The organism is Streptomyces sp. R-07 (genome assembly GCF_049913175.1).
GTDB lineage: Bacteria > Actinomycetota > Actinomycetes > Streptomycetales > Streptomycetaceae > Streptomyces.
Map to the genome: position 1 here is coordinate 5,499,718 of NZ_CP183978.1, position 15,065 is coordinate 5,514,782.

Consider the following 15,065-nt stretch of genomic DNA (forward strand, 5'->3'; position numbering starts at 1 on the left):
CAGCCTAGTTAGGCACCGGCGCTCCGGAACGTGCGTGTGCCGACCGTCACGGCGAGCGCCGTCAGCGCGAGGGCGACCAGCACCCCGTACAGCATGGTCGGCGTCGTGTAGTGGCCGATGTACGCCTCCCGGACCGCGTCCACCAGATAGCGGAGCGGCATGAGGCGCGAGACCACGTCGAGCCAGCCGGGGGCGAGCGCCATCGGCAGCATCAGGCCCGAGAGCAGCATCGCCGGCATCGCGAGCGTGTTGATCGCGGGGCCGAACTCCTGCGGGGTGCGCAGCTTCAGGGCCAGTGCGTACGACAGCGAGGCGAGCGCGGCGGAGAGCAGGGCGACGAAGCCGAAGCCGAGGAGGATGCCGGCGACCGGGGCCCGCAGGCCCATCGGGATCGCCACCAGGACGAGCAGGACCGCCTGGAAGACGAAGAGCGCGGCGTCCCGCAGGACCCGGCCGAGCAGCAGGGCGAGCCGGCTCACCGGGGTGACCCGCATCCGGTCGAACACGCCCCAGTTCTTCTCCATGATGATCGAGAAGCCGGCGAACGAAGCCCCGAAGAGGCCGAGCTGGAGCAGCAGGCCGGGGACGAGGATCTGCCAGGAGTCGCCCTCGCGGCCGAGCGGGATGCCGGTGAGCAGCGGTCCGAAGAAGAACAGGTAGAGCAGCGGCATCAGGGCGCCGAAGAAGATCTGGAACGGGGAGCGCAGGGTCTGGCGGGCGTAGCGCCCGAAGAGCAGCGCGGTGTCGTGGAGCAGCATCACGGGTCTCCTAGACCGCTACGGGGGTGGTGTCGGCGGGGGCCGGGGCGCGGCCGGTGGCGGCGAGGAAGGCCTCCTGGAGGCTGGTCACGCCGTGCGCGGCCTTGAGGCCGGCGGGGCTGTCCTCGGCGACGACCGTGCCCTTGTCCACGATCACGAGCCGGTCGGCGAGCGCGTCGGCCTCGTCGAGGTAGTGCGTGGTGAGGACGACGGTGGTGCCGTGCTCGTCGCGCAGCCGCCGGACCAGGGCCCACAGGTCGGCGCGGCTGCCGGGGTCGAGGCCGGTCGTCGGTTCGTCGAGGAACAGGACCTCCGGGCGGTGGGTGAGCCCCATCGCGAGGTCGAGCCGGCGGCGCTGGCCGCCGGAGAGCGCCGGGGTCTTCCGGTCGAGGAGCCCGGTGAGGCCGAGGTCGGCCGCGAGCTCGTCGGCACGGGCGGTCGCACGGGCCCGGTCCAGCCCGTAGAGCCTGCCCTGCATGACGAGCTCGGAGCGGACGGTCTCCTGGGGGTCGAGGCCGCCGGACTGGGCGACGTACCCGATGCACCGGCGTACGGCGGCGGGGTCCCTGACGAGGTCGTGGCCGGCGACGGTGGCGGCACCGCCGGTGGGCGGCAGGAGCGTCGTGAGCATCCGGAGGGTGGTGGTCTTGCCGGCGCCGTTGGGGCCGAGGAGTCCGAGGATCTCGCCGGGCCGGACGGTCAGGTCGATCCCGCGGACGGCCTCCACGGGGCCGCTCCTGGTCGTGAAGGTCCGGGCGAGCCCGGCTGTGCTGATGATGGGCATGGCGACCACGAAAACAGAGTCACTGAAATTTTGCAACGTCACCAAAATTTCAGACGGAGCAAGATTTCAGGGGCACCGAAATTTCAGGGAGCCTAGGATGAGGCCATGGCCGAGGGACTCAGGGAACGCAAGAAGCGCGAGACGAAGCAGCGGATCTCGGACATCGCGACCGGGCTCTTCCTGGAGCACGGATTCGTGAGCGTGACCGTCGCGGACGTCGCCGAGGCGGCGGACGTCTCCGTCAACACCGTCTACAACTACTTCCCGGCCAAGGAGGACCTCTTCCTCGACCGGATGGACGGCGTCACCCTGCGCCTCGCCCGGATGATCCGCGGCCGCGACCGGGGCGAGTCCGCCGCCCACGCGGTCCTGCGCGAGCTGCGCCAGGACATCGGGGCCGTCTCCCCGGCGTACGGACTCATGGACGGCTTCGACGCCTTCATGAACGTCATCGAGCACGCGCCCACCCTCAAGGCCCGCCTCTTCCACCTGCGGGACCAGGTCCACGAGGCCGTCGTGACCACCCTGCGCGAGGAGACCGGCGCGGCCGGCGACGACCCGCTGCCGCTGCTCGTCGGTGGCCAGATCGCCTGGATCGAGAACACCGTCGTCGGCTACATCACCGGCGAGATGACCGCCGGACGCAAGGCGACCGCCGTCTCCCGCGAGGCCCTCGTCCTCCTCGACGAGATCGAGGAGCTGCTGAGCGAGAAGGTCCTGACGTACGCGGTGCGCGAGGGCTGAAGGCCCGCCCGGCACCCGGGCGGGCCCTTCGCCGCCGGTCGTCAGGCCGCCGCCCGGGCCGCCGGGCCCGACACCCCGGCCGCGAGGGCGCGGGCCGCGTGGACGGCGTCCTCCTCCGTGGTGAAGCGGCCGAAGCCCACCCGGATGCTGCCCCGGATCCGCTCCGGCGCCAGACCGGCCGCCGTCAGGACGTGCGAGGGCTCCTGCGCCGAGCTGTTGCACGCCGAACCCGTCGACACGGCGATGTCCGTGACCTCCAGGAGCAGCTGCTGGGCGTCCGTGCCCGCGAAGGACAGGTTCACCGCGTGCGGCAGGAACCCCGGGCCCGTACCGCTGTTCAGCGTGTACGGAACCAGCTCCGCGAGCGTCGCCAGGAACCGGTCCCGCAGCCCGGCGAGCCGGACCGACTCCTCCTCCCGGCCCGCCGCGAGCACGCCCACGGCCGCGCCGAGGCCGATGACGGCGGCCGTGTTGACCGTGCCCGCCCGCAGCCCGCGCTCCTGACCGCCGCCGTGCAGGAGCGGCGCGAGCGGGGCCCGGTCCGACAGGCCGTTGGACACGTACAGCACGCCGACGCCCTTCGGGCCGTAGATCTTGTGCCCGGAGAAGGTGAGCAGGTCCACCCCGAGCGCCCGGACGTCGACCGGCAGCGAGCCCACGCCCTGCGTCGCGTCGCAGTGCAGCGGCACCCCGGCGGCCCGGGTGACCGCGCCGATCTCCGCCACCGGCTGGATGGTGGAGAGCTCGTTGTTCGCCAGCATCACCGAGACCAGCGCCGTGTCCGGCCGCAGCGCCGCCGCGACCTGGCGCGCCGAGACCCGGCCCTCGGCGTCGACGGGCAGCACGGTCACCTCGTGCCCCGCCGCCCGCAGCGAACGGCAGCTGTCGAGCACGGACTTGTGCTCCACCGCCGTCGTCACCACATGGCGGCGCTCGCCGGGCGTGACGACCCCCTTGATCGCGAGGTTGTTGCCCTCCGTCGCGCCGGAGGTGAAGTAGATCTCGCTGCGCGCCGCCCCGATCAGCCGGGCGACGGCCCCGCGTGCCCGCTCGACCTCGCGGAAGGCACGGATGCCGGCCGCGTGCGGGCTGGACGGATTGGCGAAGCAGTGGGTGGCGGCGAAGCTCATCGCCTCGACGACCGCCGGGTCCGCCGGTGTGGTCGCCTGGTGGTCGAGATAGATCGTGGCCATGCCTGAACTCCCTGTCCTCGTCCTGGTTCCGGTCGGTGGCGGTCCGTCAGAAGTCGTCCGCGGTGTACGGCAGGGCGATCGGGTCGGCGCAGGCCGCGTCCGCGAAGACGAGGACGATCTCCTCGTCGGGGTCCGCCTGGGTCCGGAGGTAGATCTCGGCGCCCTTGGTCACCTTGTCCCGGTCGGCGAGCGAGTTGATGTCGACGACGTGACGGCGGGCGCAGTCGGGGAAGGCGGCCCGCAGCCGGTCGAAGTAGCGGGCGAAGTACTCGGCGACGATCAGCGGGCAGCGCGGTACGACGTGGTCGTCCTTGACGGTCCCCGCGAGCACCTTCGCGTACTGCCGGGAGCGGAAGAGGATCTCGTCGCCCTCCAGGGTGAACAGCGGGTGCTCCGCCGGTTCGCGCAGCCGGCGCTTCATGGCGCGGGCGGCGCGATTGCGCAGGGTGCGCTCGCGGGTGACGGTGAAGGAGGTCCCGGCTTCCGCGGCCGCGGCGGTGAGCGGGGCGAGGTCGAGCGGGGCGGGGCCGGCGGCCGGCAGCGTACAGACCTCGTCGGAACAGGACATGCCGAGGTCGTTGACGATGACGTCGTACACCACCTTGTTGCCGCGGTGCAGGCGGCGGGCGGCGGCGCCGGTCTCCCGGGCGAGGGCGAAGGAGCTGAGCGAGAACTCCCCGATGCCGGCGGCCGTGTCGAAGTAGCCGCCCGCGACGAGGACCGCCGAGCGGACCGAGCGGTCGACGGTCTCCAGGAGGGGCGCGACACGGGGCGGTACGGGGACCGTGCGGGTCCGGGGGGTGGTGAGGGTCCCTGGGGTGGCGAGGGTCCGGGGGGTGGCGAGGGTGTTCAACTGTGCACTCCGTTCTTCCGGGAAGGGGATCGATCGGACGGTGCGAGAGGTCCTTCGGGTGGGGCTGGATCGGGCCTGGCGGCCGAGGAGGGTACGGCCGTGCCCACCGCCGCCGTCACCACGCAGAGCACGGCGGCCCACTGTGCGGGGGAAAGGTGTTCGCCCAGGAGGGCGAGGCCCACCAGGGCCGCGATGACCGGCTCCACCGTCGACAGCACGGCGAAGACCCGCGGCGGCATCCGCCGCAGCGCCGCGAACTCCAGCGAGAAGGGCACGACGGTCGTCAGGACCGCCACCGCGAGCGCGGCCCCGAGCACCTCCGGGTCGACGAGGACGGCGGGGGAGGGCAGGCCGAGCACCGGGGCGGTGGGCAGCGCGAGGACGGCGGCCACGGTCAGGCCGAGCGCCAGGCCGGAGCCGCCGGGGACCGCGCGGCCCACGCGGGCGCCGAGCAGGATGTATCCGGTGAGCGCCGCGCCGGTGAGCAGGCTCGCCGCGAGGCCGACCGGATCGTCCATGCCCCGCGTCCCGCCGAGCACCAGCAGGCCGGCGGCCGCGACCGCGACCCAGAGCCGGTCGAGGGCGCGGCGCGAGGTGAGCGCGGCGAGCAGCAGCGGCCCGCTGAACTCCAGCGTCACGACGACGCCGAGGGGCAGCCGGGCGGTGGCCTCGTAGAAGGCGAACTGCATGACGGTGAGGACGGCCCCGTACGGGAGCAGCAGGCGCCAGTGGGTGCGCAGCAGCCGTGGTGCCGGCCGGGACAGCAGGCAGAGCAGGGCGGCGGCGATGACCAGCCGGAGCAGGGTCGCGCCGGCCGGGCCGGTCTCCTCGAAGAGCCGTTTCGCGAAGGCGGACCCGAACTGCAGGCTGACCATGCCGGTGAGGAGCAGCAGCGGGGCGGGCGCGGCTCCGAGGGCGTACGAACGCATGACGGCACCTCCTCTCCAGGCGTCGACCGCCGGACGGATGCCGAAGACTCTATACCCCCTAGGGGTATGCCGCGACCGAAGGGGGGCGCGAAAGGGACGGCGCGGCCCCCTGGGGGGTGTCGTGAGTGTGACGTCCGTCAAAGAGGGCGTGACGCGCATTACTTCGCGGTCACATGGCGCCCCGCGACCGCTAATCTCCGCCGGAGAGCCAGAAGTGAACAGGTGTTGAGGGGTGGAAGATCGTGGCCAGGAAGCTCGCCGTCATCGGGGCCGGACTCATGGGTTCCGGCATCGCACAGGTCTCGGCACAGGCGGGCTGGGACGTCGTCCTGCGTGACGTCACCGACGCCGCCCTGACCCGCGGCACCGACGGCATCAAGGCGTCGTACGACAAGTTCGTCGCCAAGGGCAAGCTCGGCGCCGAGGACGCCGCGGCCGCGCTCGGCCGGATCACCGCCACCACCGAGCTCGACGCCGTCGCCGACGCGGACGTCGTCATCGAGGCCGTCTTCGAGAACCTCGACGTCAAGCACGAGATCTTCCGCTCGCTCGACAAGATCGCCAAGGACGGCGCCGTCCTCGCCTCCAACACCTCCGCGATCCCGATCACCAAGATCGCCGCGGTGACCGAGCGCCCCGAGGCCGTCGTCGGCGTCCACTTCTTCTCGCCGGTGCCGATGATGCAGCTCGTCGAGCTGGTCCGCGGCTACAAGACGAGCGACGAGACCCTCGCCACCGCCCGCGCGTTCGCCGAGTCCGTCGGCAAGACCTGCATCGTCGTCAACCGCGACGTCGCCGGCTTCGTCACCACCCGCCTCATCTCGGCCCTCGTCGTCGAGGCCGCCAAGCTCCACGAGTCGGGCGTCGCCACCGCCGGGGACATCGACATCGCCTGCAAGCTCGGCTTCGGCCACGCCATGGGCCCGCTCGCGACCGCCGACCTCACCGGCATCGACATCCTGGTGAACGCCGCCAACAACATCTACACCGAGTCCCAGGACGAGAAGTTCGCGCCGCCGGAGCTGATGCGCCGGATGGTGGACGCGGGTGACATCGGCCGCAAGAGCGGGCAGGGCTTCTACAAGTACTGAGCCGGACCCGCCACCCCGCCTCACTCCGTGGGGTGAATTCAGGTATCGGTTCGCTGACAAGGCGCAACGTATCTGCCCGTGCGGCAGTCAGTTGTTGCGAAGACGGAGCACTCTCGGGGAGCGCATATGCACATCAGGGGCGACCACGTCGAGCTGGTCGTCGGGGGCCGCCTCGACGTCCGCAGCGCGGCGGACGCCCGCACGGTCCTGCACACGGCCGTCGACGACGGAGTCGGCGACCTGGTGCTCGACCTGACCGGCCTCGACTCCTGGGACGCGACCGGACTCGGCGTCATCATGGGCGCCCACCGGAGGGCCGGCCGCTGCGGCCGGCGCCTCGTCCTGCGCGGGGTGCCGCCCCAGATGCAGCGGCTCCTCGTCGCCACCCGGCTGCACCGCATCCTCGCCATCGAGGGCGGCCTCGCCCTGGAGTCCCTGCCCCGCGTATGACTCCTCCCCGGCCCCGCCGTGTGTGAAGCAGCTGTGTGGACCAGGCGTCACGCTCAATCCTCACGAGACCGTGACGTCTTGGTCTCGGGAGCACCCCGGCTGTTCCCGAGCGTCTGACCACGGTCTAGGGTTCGGTCGCCCGCACATTGACGGACCCGCCTGCACACGGACGGAATCACCCGGCGGGCACCGGACACCGCTTCTTGGGAGCTTGGACCATGGACCCGATCAACCCTGGGTCGGAGGAGTACGGTCACGAGACCGAGGGCGAGGAGGCCCGCCAGGGCCGCGGCGTGCCCGCGCCGGCGCCCACGCGTGCCCGCGTCGTCCGGCTCGTCTCCGGCGAACTGCTCCTCACCGTCAACCCCGTCGACGGCAGCGAGATCGAACCCTGCCCGCCCGGGCAGGAACCGGCCGCCCCCCGGCCCCGCACCCCCGACGAGCGCGCCGAGGCCGCCCGCGCCGCCGCCCCGCCCGTCCCGCCGGGCCCCGCCGCGCCCGAGCTGCCCCTCCTCGAACGCCACGAGGAGCGCGAGCGGCTCACCGGCATCCTCGGCGGAGGCCGCTCCGCCCGCCTCACCGGCGCCCCCGGATCCGGCCGCACCGCCCTCCTCGACGCCGTCGCCGCCGACTGCGCCGGCCTCGCCCCCGACGGCGTCGTCCGCCTCTCCGGCCACCACCGCACCCCCACCGAGCTGCTCCACGAGCTGTTCACCGCCGTCCGGTACGCCCCCGGCCACCGCCCCGACCGGGACACCCTCCTCGACCGGGCCCGCGACATCGGCGCCGTCGTCGTCGTCGACGACCTCGAGTTCGGCGGCGCCGCCCTCGACGAGCTCCTCGCCGCCGCCCCCGAGTGCGCCTTCCTCCTCGCCGCGGGACCCGACACGCCCGCGCCCTCCGCCGACGCCCACATCGAGGAGATCCTCCTCGCCGGCCTCGGCCGCGGCGCCGCCCTGAAGCTCCTGGAGAGCGCCGTCGGCCGCCCCCTCACCGACGAGGAGGCCAACTGGGCCGGCGACCTGTGGTTCGAGTCCGAAGGCCTCCCGCTCCGCTTCGTCCAGGCCGGTGCCCTGCTCCGGCAGCGCGACCGGCTGCGCGTCACCCCCGCCGAGTTCGACGCCTTCGGCGCCCTCGAAGAGGCCTTCGGGCCCGCCGACCCCGCCGCCGCGGCGGCCGCCGCAGCCGCCGCCTTCGACGGCGTCGACGACTCCGACGTCGAACTGCGCGAGATACCGCTGCCCAGCCTCGGCGAGGGCGCCGCCCCCGCCGCCCTCCTCGCCTCCCGCCTCAGCCGCTCCGCCCAGACCGCCCTGCGCTTCGCCGTCGCCCTCGGCGGCGAGGTCCCGCACCAGGCGCACCTCCCGGCCCTCGTCGGCGACACCCACGCCGACGCCGCCCTCGGCGAACTCGTGGCCTGCGGACTGCTCTCCCCGGTCGGCCCCCGCTACCGCCTCGCCACCGGCGTCCTCACCCAGCTCCTCGCCCACGGCTACGAGCACGAGGCCGCCGACCGCGCCCACACCGTCGCCCAGCACTACGCCTGGTGGGCCGCCCACCCCTCCGTCACCCCCGAGCGGGCCGCCGCCGAGTCCGACGCCCTGCTCGCCGCCCTCACCACCCTGATCCCCGGCGCCGGGGCCGCCACCGACGCCGAGCACCGGACCACCGCCGTCCTCCTCGCCCGCGCCGCCGCGCCCGCCTTCGCCGCAGGACTGCACTGGGGCGCATGGGAGCGGGCCCTGCGCGCCGGACAGGAAGCCGCCCGGCTCACCGGAGACGTCGCCGAGGAGGCCTACTTCCACCACGAGCTCGGCGTCCTCGCGATCTGCGCCGGGAACCTGGAGCGCGCCCGCGCCGAGCTGGAGGCCTCCATCGCCATGCGCGGGGTGCTCGCCGACAAGCGCGGCACCGTCGCCGGCCGCAGGGCGCTCGCGCTCGTCGCCGACCTCTCCGGAGAGCACGCCGCCGCGCCCCTCCCCGAGGAGCCCGTCTCCCCGCCGCGCGGCACCCCCGCCCTGCGCGGCCCGGCCGCCCGCCCCGCCCTGATGAGCAAGGAGCCCCTCACGGCCCCGCTGCCGGGCGGACCCGTCCGGACCCCCGCGGCGGCCCCTGTGCCCGCGTTCCCCGACTTCGCCGACGAGGGCCCGACGCTCGTCGCCGGCCCCGCCACCGCCGGGAGGGACGGCCGCCGCCCCGGCCTCAAGGGCGGCATCCTCAGCGGCGCCCGCCGCAACCTCGTCGCGGTCGGCGCGGGCGCGCTGCTCGTCGCGGTCCTCGGCACCGTCGTGACCCTCGGCGCCACCTCGGGCAACGGCGAGAACCCCGCCACCGACCGCGTCACCTCCGACAGCACCTCGAGCGAGAGCGGCACCGACGACGGCCTCGACGGCGAGGAGCCGCCGGCCGAGGGCGAGGCCGACCCGGCGCAGACGGGGGAGGCCACCCACTCGGACTCGCCGAGCCCGTCCGGCTCCGGCAGCGCCTCGCCGTCCGGCCCGACGAGCTCGGGCACACCCGGCACCTCCGGCACCCCCTCGTCCTCGGACAGCCCGACCACCACGGCTCCCCCGACGACGACGGCACCGCCGACGAGCCCGCGTACGACCACGCGCCCGCCGCGCCCGACGAGCTCCAGCCCGAAGCCCACGACGAGCTCTCCGAAGCCGACCACCTCGTCGGCGACGCCCTCGCCGGAGCCGAGCACGACCGCGCCGACGGAGTCGACCACCCCGCCCATGACGGGCGAGACCACCACCCTCGGCGCGCCCTCCGCGTCCGAGACCTCCGCAGGCGCGGAGCCGTCCGCCTGACCCCCGTACCGCGACACGGCGACGGCCCCGGGCGCTCACCGCGCCCGGGGCCGTCCCCGTACTCGTACTCCCGCCGACGTCAGAACAGCCGCAGCTTGTCGTCCTCGATGCCGCGCAGCGCGTCGTAGTCGAGGACCACGCAGCCGATCCCGCGGTCCGTCGCGAGGACCCGCGCCTGCGGCTTGATCTCCTGGGCCGCGAAGACGCCCCTCACCGGTGCCAGGTGCGGGTCGCGGTTGAGCAGCTCCAGGTAGCGGGTCAGCTGCTCGACGCCGTCGATCTCGCCGCGCCGCTTGATCTCCACCGCGACCGTCGCGCCGTCGGAGTCCCGGCACAGGATGTCCACGGGGCCGATCGCGGTCGGGTACTCGCGGCGGATCAGGGTGTAGCCCTCGCCGAGGGTCTCGATGCGGTCGGCGAGCAGCTCCTGGAGGTGCGCCTCGACGCCGTCCTTGATGAGACCCGGGTCCACGCCCAGTTCGTGCGAGGAGTCGTGGAGGATCTCCTCCATCGTGATGATCAGTTTCTCGCCCGCTTTGTTGATCACGGTCCAGACGCCGGCCTCACCGTCGGCACCCTCCTTCAGGGTGCACGGCGGCGACATCCAGTTGAGCGGTTTGTACGCCCGGTCGTCCGCGTGGATCGAGACGCTGCCGTCTGCCTTGACCAGGATCAGACGGGGGGCGGAGGGCAGGTGGGCCGTGAGCCGGCCCGCGTAGTCCACGGAGCAACGGGCAATGACGAGACGCATGGTCCGCAACGCTACAAGACGGGCGCTCTTCCGCGCGATTCGGGCGTCGTCCGGGAGACGGCGGGGAGGCGGCCGGGGGTCGGCCAGGGGTCGGCCGGGGGTCGTCGTGAGCCGAACACCCGTCGGTTATCAGCCGGTTGTGTGCCCATTCTTCTGGTGCGGCCCGGACTGCGCGCTTACCGTGGAAGCTGGAGGTCGTCGTCCGTGCACGCTGCGTGGCGCACGGCCGGCCTTCGTCCCTGCCCGCAAGACCCCGTCCGCGGGGTCGCGAGAGGAGAACCCATGTCGCTCGACGTCTCACCGGCACTGTTGGAACAGGCCGAGCGAGGCGAGGTCGACGAAGCCGACTTCGTCGACTGCGTCCGGACCTCCCTGCCCTACGCATGGGAGATGATCAGTTCTCTGGTGGCACAGCTGAAGGTCGACGGCGGAGAGTTCGCCGACAACCAGACGCCGCCGCCGAATGAGCAGGCACGTGGTCAGCTGCTGCGCGCGCTCGCGAGCGATGCCATTCGTGGCGCGCTGCAGCGGCATTTCGGGGTGCGTCTCGCCTTCCAGAACTGCCACCGTGTGGCGGTCTTCCCGCTCGATCCGTCGGTGGACGAGCGGCTCGCCCGCTTCACGTCCGTACGGGGACAGCTGCTGAACCAGTCGCCGGAACTGCGCGACTGCTGAGACATGGTGCTGCCGCTCCGCATCGCGGGAGAAGGCGATCGATGCGCGCCGACGCGCATCGCCGCCGACTGGTGCGGGAGCGGCAGCACGGTCCCGGACGCCAAGGTCATGAACAGCATGAGGACCGCGAGGGTGGTGACCGCTCTCACGCAAGGACGGGTGGTGACCGCTCTCACGCAAGGACGGGCGGTGAACGCTCTCACGCCGGGACAGGCGGTGAACGCTCTCACACCAGGAGCGGCAGGACCTCCGCGCCCAGGCGCCGGACGTTCTCCTCGGTCGCCGCGAGGTCGCCCGAGCCCTCCGCGAGCAGGGCGAAGCGCGTGATGCCCGTACGCTCCGCGGTCGCCGCGAGCCGGTCCGCCGCCAGTCGGGGCGTGCCCACCGGGTGCAGTCCGCACAGCAGCTCCGTGTACGCGACGGGGTCCCGCATCGACCGGTGCCGGCCGTCCACCGTCACGTGCGCGTCGAGCCCCTGCCGCAGCCAGCCCGGCATCGCCTTCACCAGGGCCTCCGCCGCGTCCGCCCCCCGGTCCGCGAGCTGGGCCACTCCCGCCGAGACGTGCCCGGCCCCGATCCGCGCGATCTCGTCCGGGTCCCGCCCGGCCTCCCGGGCGCACCGCGCCCAGGCCGCGACCATCTCGGCCTTGTCCTCGTCGCCGCAGTGCATGCCGAGCAGCATCGGCAGTCCGCGCTCCGCCGCGAGCCGCACGCTCTTCGGCGAGGTGCAGGCCACCACCACCTCGGGTGCGGCCGCTCCGCCGATCAGCTCGTCGGGGCGGGGCACCACTGGCACCTCACGGAAAGCGAATCGTTCCCCCTGGGCGCCGACGCGCGGCTCGGTGAGCCAGCGCAGCAGCAGGTCGAGCGATTCGGGGAAGCCCTTGTCGTACGCCGGCAGGCCCGCGCCGAAGACCTCCAGGTCGACCCAGGGCCCGCCCCGGCCCACCCCCAGGGTGAACCTGCCGCCCGAGGTGAGGTGCAGCAGCGCCGCCTGCTCGCCGAGGGCGACCGGATGGACGGTCGGCAGCACGCTCACCGCCGTACCGACCCGGAGCCGCCGGGTGCGGCCGAGGATCAGGGCGGCCAGGGTCACGGCCGAGGGGCAGACCCCGTACGGCACGAAGTGGTGCTCGGCCAGCCAGACCGAGTCGAGCCCCGCCTCCTCGGCGACCTCGGCGGTCCGCACCGCCCGGTGCAGTGCCTCCCCCTGGCCCTGGCCCGGGAACTGGGCTGCCAGAACGAACGTACCCACGCGCATCGCCTTCTGCCTCCTTGCGGCCGACGCGTATCTCCCCTCGCACTGGCATCAACGTCTGACACGTGCCAAAGGCAACGGCCGTTCATGAAGTTCTTGCGATTTTCGGCTAAGCCGTCCCGGACGGGGCCCGGGGCACCGCGTGGCGGCCCGTAGGCTGGAGGGAACGGTCCGTGTTCCCAGACCCTGTGAGGTGTGCCCGTGTCCCCGCGTCACAACCGCTCCCGAGGCGGCGAGAAGCCCGAGCAGCAGGGCGATCACGGCGACCGGTACGGCGGTGTGCAGCGCACCGAGAGCTGGCAGGGCGAGGAGTGGTTCGTCCGGCTCGTCGCGGGTGCGAGCGCACCGGGCAAGCGCTACCGCTGCCCGGGCTGCGACCAGGAGATCCCGTCCGGCGCCCCGCACGTGGTCGCCTGGCCGGAGTGGGGCGGAGTGGACGACCGGCGGCACTGGCACAAGGCCTGCTGGAACGCGAAGGACCGCCGCACCAGCAGGGTGCAGCGGTCCCGCAACGCGCCGAGGTACTGAGCCCCGGGAGTACCGTCCTACACGTCCCGGCTGTTCAGCAGGGCGAACGCGCCGCCCAGCGCCGCCGCCGCGATCGCCGCCATGATCAGCAGCGGCTCCCAGCCCGCCGGGCCCGAGTCGCCCAACGGGGGACGCTCGCTGTAGAGCGCGATCATCTGTGAGGGGATCGCGTAGGTGAACAGGAACTCCTGCACCGGCTTCAGCGACTGCGAGAACATGAACATGGCCGCCACCAGCGGCAGCAGCAGCAGACCGATCATCACGGTGATCGCGCCCGCCGAGTGCCGGATGAGCGTGCCGACCGCCATCGAGAGCAGCCCGAGCGTCGCGAGATAGGCGGCCGCACCCACCGTCGCCCGCAGCCATTCGGCGGCCGTCGGCTCGGTCGCGTCCACCATGGCGACCTGGGCCACCGCCACGAGCGTCGTGACCACGGTGGTGAGCGTGAAGACCAGCAGGAAGAAGACGAGCGCCTTCGCCGTGAGCACCCGGGCCCGGCTCGGACAGGCCGTCAGGGTCGTACGGATCATGCCCGTGCCGTACTCGGAGGCGATCGTCAGGACGCCCAGCGTGATCACGCAGATCGACGCCGGCAGCATCCCGAAGAAGCCGAAGCCGAGCGCGGACTCCTCGCCCATCGGGGCGTCGGAGGCCGCGGCGATGGCGGCGACGCCGATCCCGATGCCGACCATCAGAAGGACCATCACCCCCAGCGTCCACATCGTCGAACGCACCGAGCGGATCTTCGTCCACTCGGAGGCGAGCGCGTCACCGAGGTGCGCGGCGCGGACCGGGATGGGGGAGACGTAGGCGTGCGGCGCCGGGGCGTGGTGGTGGGCGGGGGCGGTCATCGGGCGTCCTTCGGGGTGTCGCTCGGCTGCGGGAGGCCCGGCTGCGAAGCGGCCGGAGGGGCGTACGGACCCGGCGCGGGGGTCTGCGGGGCCTGCGGGGTCCCGGCGTACGGACCGGGCGCGGGGGCGTAGGAGCCCTGCGGAGCGGCGCCGTACGGGTTCTGTCCGGGCGGCGGCGGGGCGTACCAGCCCTGCTGCGGCACCTCATGGACCTGCGGCTGCGGCGGCAGCCCGTACCCCGGCTGCCCGGGGTGCACGGGCGGCTGGAGGTGGGCGAGGCGGTCGTCGGTGGAGCGGTAGTCCACGGCGCCCTGCGTCAGCCGCATGTACGCCTCCTCCAGGGACGCCTGGTGCGGGGACAGCTCCCAGAGCCGTACGTCCGCGCCGTGCGCCAGATCGCTGATCCGCGGCAGGGGCAGGCCCGTGACGCGCAGCGCCCCGTCCGGCTCGGACAGCACCTGGCCGCCGGCCTCCATGAGCACCGAGCTCAGCTTCTCCCGCTGCGCCGGCTCGGTCCCCGGGCTCCGCACCCGGGCGAAGTCGGCGGAGTTCGCCGAGATGAAGTCCGTGACGCTCATGTCCGCGAGCAGCTGCCCCCGGCCGATCACGATCAGATGGTCCGCCGTCAGCGCCATCTCGCTCATGAGGTGGCTGGAGACGAAGACCGTGCGGCCCTCGGCGGCCAGCTTCTTCATCAGGTTCCGCACCCAGAGGATGCCCTCGGGGTCCAGGCCGTTGACCGGCTCGTCGAAGAGCAGCACCTGCGGGTCGCCGAGGAGGGCCGCCGCGATGCCGAGCCGCTGCCCCATGCCGAGCGAGAAGCCGTTCGAGCGCCGCTTGGCGACGTCCTGGAGGCCGACCACGCCGAGGACCTCGTCGACGCGCTGCGCCGGGATGCCGGCCAGCTGCGCGAGCGACAGCAGATGGCTGCGCGCGCTCCGGCCGCCGTGCACGGCCTTGGCGTCGAGCAGCGCGCCGACCTGCCGGGGCGCGTTCGGCAGCTGCCGGAAGGGGTGGCCGCCGATCGTGACATGACCCGCGGTGGGGCGGTCGAGCCCCAGGATCATGCGCATCGTCGTCGACTTGCCGGACCCGTTGGGCCCCAGGAACCCGGTGACGACACCGGGCCTCACCTGGAAGGAAAGGTTGTACACGGCCGTCTTGGCGCCGTAGCGCTTCGTCAGGCCGACTGCCTCGATCATTCTCCAGCCCCATCGACAGGTCGGTCGCATCCATGTCGGGGCGTGGCGGCCGTCGGCCGGAGCCCCCCGTATGAGCTAGGAGCTTATCCAGCCGTTGACGGTTCCGGCGAAGCGGAGAGAGTCTCCGGGCCGCCCCCGGGGGAAATCTCGGGGTTCTCCCCCAGGGGACGCGCGAGGAAGGGCCG

15 protein-coding genes are annotated in these 15,065 nt (G+C 73.3%); 6 read left to right on the forward strand and 9 right to left on the reverse strand.

From position 1 onward, the window contains the following. Window positions 1-8: 8 nt before the first annotated feature. Complete coding sequence (locus ACN9M0_RS25425) at window positions 9-758, reverse strand: ABC transporter permease (RefSeq protein ID WP_366036093.1); 750 nt, start codon at window positions 756-758, stop codon at window positions 9-11. 10 nt (window positions 759-768) lie between these two features. Then, a complete protein-coding gene (locus ACN9M0_RS25430; RefSeq protein ID WP_366036092.1) occupies window positions 769-1,542 on the reverse strand; it encodes an ABC transporter ATP-binding protein in 774 nt (257 codons plus the stop codon). A gap of 105 nt (window positions 1,543-1,647) precedes the next feature. On the opposite strand from ACN9M0_RS25430, the gene ACN9M0_RS25435 reads away from it, so the two are divergent. Then, complete coding sequence (locus ACN9M0_RS25435) at window positions 1,648-2,286, forward strand: TetR/AcrR family transcriptional regulator (protein ID WP_366036091.1); 639 nt, start codon at window positions 1,648-1,650, stop codon at window positions 2,284-2,286. A 41-nt stretch (window positions 2,287-2,327) separates the two neighbouring features. Here the strand turns inward: ACN9M0_RS25435 and ACN9M0_RS25440 are convergent, their stop codons facing one another. Genes ACN9M0_RS25440 through ACN9M0_RS25450 form a run of 3 tightly spaced genes read right to left on the reverse strand, consistent with a single transcriptional unit; the run spans window position 2,328 to window position 5,261 of the window. Then, window positions 2,328-3,479 carry a cysteine desulfurase family protein gene (locus tag ACN9M0_RS25440; protein WP_426404273.1) on the reverse strand — a complete coding sequence of 384 codons (1,152 nt, stop codon included), beginning with the start codon at window positions 3,477-3,479 and terminating at the stop codon, window positions 2,328-2,330. Window positions 3,480-3,525: 46 nt separating this feature from the next. Beyond that, window positions 3,526-4,332, reverse strand: coding sequence for a hypothetical protein (locus ACN9M0_RS25445; RefSeq protein ID WP_366036089.1), 807 nt, complete (start codon window positions 4,330-4,332; stop codon window positions 3,526-3,528). Continuing rightward, entirely contained in the window at window positions 4,329-5,261 is a 933-nt protein-coding gene (locus ACN9M0_RS25450) for an EamA family transporter (protein ID WP_426404274.1), read from the reverse strand. The genes ACN9M0_RS25445 and ACN9M0_RS25450 overlap by 4 nt, the downstream gene beginning before the upstream one ends. Before the next feature lie 242 nt (window positions 5,262-5,503). Here ACN9M0_RS25450 and ACN9M0_RS25455 point away from each other — a divergent pair, with 242 nt between their 5' ends. The 3 genes from ACN9M0_RS25455 to ACN9M0_RS25465 all read left to right on the forward strand — a co-directional run bounded on the left by ACN9M0_RS25455 (window position 5,504) and on the right by ACN9M0_RS25465 (window position 9,615). Next, window positions 5,504-6,352, forward strand: a complete 849-nt coding sequence (locus ACN9M0_RS25455; RefSeq protein ID WP_426404275.1) for a 3-hydroxyacyl-CoA dehydrogenase family protein — start codon at window positions 5,504-5,506, stop codon at window positions 6,350-6,352. A gap of 126 nt (window positions 6,353-6,478) precedes the next feature. Continuing rightward, window positions 6,479-6,802, forward strand: a complete 324-nt coding sequence (locus ACN9M0_RS25460; RefSeq protein ID WP_041131268.1) for an STAS domain-containing protein — start codon at window positions 6,479-6,481, stop codon at window positions 6,800-6,802. Between the two features lie 218 nt (window positions 6,803-7,020). Continuing rightward, the gene (locus tag ACN9M0_RS25465; protein ID WP_426404276.1) at window positions 7,021-9,615 is read left to right on the forward strand and encodes an ATP-binding protein; all 2,595 of its coding nucleotides are present in this window, start codon (window positions 7,021-7,023) and stop codon (window positions 9,613-9,615) included. Window positions 9,616-9,694: 79 nt separating this feature from the next. Here the strand turns inward: ACN9M0_RS25465 and nucS are convergent, their stop codons facing one another. Then, window positions 9,695-10,366, reverse strand: coding sequence for an endonuclease NucS (gene nucS, locus ACN9M0_RS25470; protein WP_366036085.1), 672 nt, complete (start codon window positions 10,364-10,366; stop codon window positions 9,695-9,697). A gap of 282 nt (window positions 10,367-10,648) precedes the next feature. Here nucS and ACN9M0_RS25475 point away from each other — a divergent pair, with 282 nt between their 5' ends. Continuing rightward, entirely contained in the window at window positions 10,649-11,041 is a 393-nt protein-coding gene (locus tag ACN9M0_RS25475; protein ID WP_015036224.1) for an SCO5389 family protein, read from the forward strand. A 226-nt stretch (window positions 11,042-11,267) separates the two neighbouring features. On the opposite strand, the gene ACN9M0_RS25480 is transcribed toward ACN9M0_RS25475, so the two are convergent. After that, window positions 11,268-12,302: an LLM class flavin-dependent oxidoreductase gene (locus ACN9M0_RS25480; protein ID WP_366036084.1), complete on the reverse strand. Its 1,035-nt coding sequence runs from the start codon at window positions 12,300-12,302 to the stop codon at window positions 11,268-11,270. 198 nt (window positions 12,303-12,500) lie between these two features. Here ACN9M0_RS25480 and ACN9M0_RS25485 point away from each other — a divergent pair, with 198 nt between their 5' ends. Then, window positions 12,501-12,827: an ATP/GTP-binding protein gene (locus ACN9M0_RS25485; RefSeq protein WP_366036083.1), complete on the forward strand. Its 327-nt coding sequence runs from the start codon at window positions 12,501-12,503 to the stop codon at window positions 12,825-12,827. Between the two features lie 17 nt (window positions 12,828-12,844). On the opposite strand, the gene ACN9M0_RS25490 is transcribed toward ACN9M0_RS25485, so the two are convergent. Beyond that, on the reverse strand, window positions 12,845-13,678 hold the full coding sequence (locus ACN9M0_RS25490) for an ABC transporter permease (RefSeq protein WP_366036082.1): 834 nt from the start codon (window positions 13,676-13,678) through the stop codon (window positions 12,845-12,847). Further along, window positions 13,675-14,880: an ATP-binding cassette domain-containing protein gene (locus ACN9M0_RS25495; RefSeq protein WP_426404277.1), complete on the reverse strand. Its 1,206-nt coding sequence runs from the start codon at window positions 14,878-14,880 to the stop codon at window positions 13,675-13,677. The genes ACN9M0_RS25490 and ACN9M0_RS25495 overlap by 4 nt, the downstream gene beginning before the upstream one ends. Between the last annotated feature and the right edge of the window lie 185 nt (window positions 14,881-15,065).

Bases quoted from the DNA above. Each gene is read 5' to 3' on its own strand.
- ACN9M0_RS25425 (WP_366036093.1), bottom strand. From the start codon at position 758: ATGCTGCTCCACGACACCGCGCTGCTCTTCGGGCGCTACGCCCGCCAG.
- ACN9M0_RS25430 (WP_366036092.1), bottom strand. From the start codon at position 1,542: ATGCCCATCATCAGCACAGCCGGGCTCGCCCGGACCTTCACGACCAGG.
- ACN9M0_RS25435 (WP_366036091.1), top strand. From the start codon at position 1,648: ATGGCCGAGGGACTCAGGGAACGCAAGAAGCGCGAGACGAAGCAGCGG.
- ACN9M0_RS25440 (WP_426404273.1), bottom strand. From the start codon at position 3,479: ATGGCCACGATCTATCTCGACCACCAGGCGACCACACCGGCGGACCCG.
- ACN9M0_RS25450 (WP_426404274.1), bottom strand. From the start codon at position 5,261: ATGCGTTCGTACGCCCTCGGAGCCGCGCCCGCCCCGCTGCTGCTCCTC.
- ACN9M0_RS25460 (WP_041131268.1), top strand. From the start codon at position 6,479: ATGCACATCAGGGGCGACCACGTCGAGCTGGTCGTCGGGGGCCGCCTC.
- ACN9M0_RS25465 (WP_426404276.1), top strand. From the start codon at position 7,021: ATGGACCCGATCAACCCTGGGTCGGAGGAGTACGGTCACGAGACCGAG.
- nucS (WP_366036085.1), bottom strand. From the start codon at position 10,366: ATGCGTCTCGTCATTGCCCGTTGCTCCGTGGACTACGCGGGCCGGCTC.
- ACN9M0_RS25475 (WP_015036224.1), top strand. From the start codon at position 10,649: ATGTCGCTCGACGTCTCACCGGCACTGTTGGAACAGGCCGAGCGAGGC.
- ACN9M0_RS25480 (WP_366036084.1), bottom strand. From the start codon at position 12,302: ATGCGCGTGGGTACGTTCGTTCTGGCAGCCCAGTTCCCGGGCCAGGGC.
- ACN9M0_RS25490 (WP_366036082.1), bottom strand. From the start codon at position 13,678: ATGACCGCCCCCGCCCACCACCACGCCCCGGCGCCGCACGCCTACGTC.
- ACN9M0_RS25495 (WP_426404277.1), bottom strand. From the start codon at position 14,880: ATGATCGAGGCAGTCGGCCTGACGAAGCGCTACGGCGCCAAGACGGCC.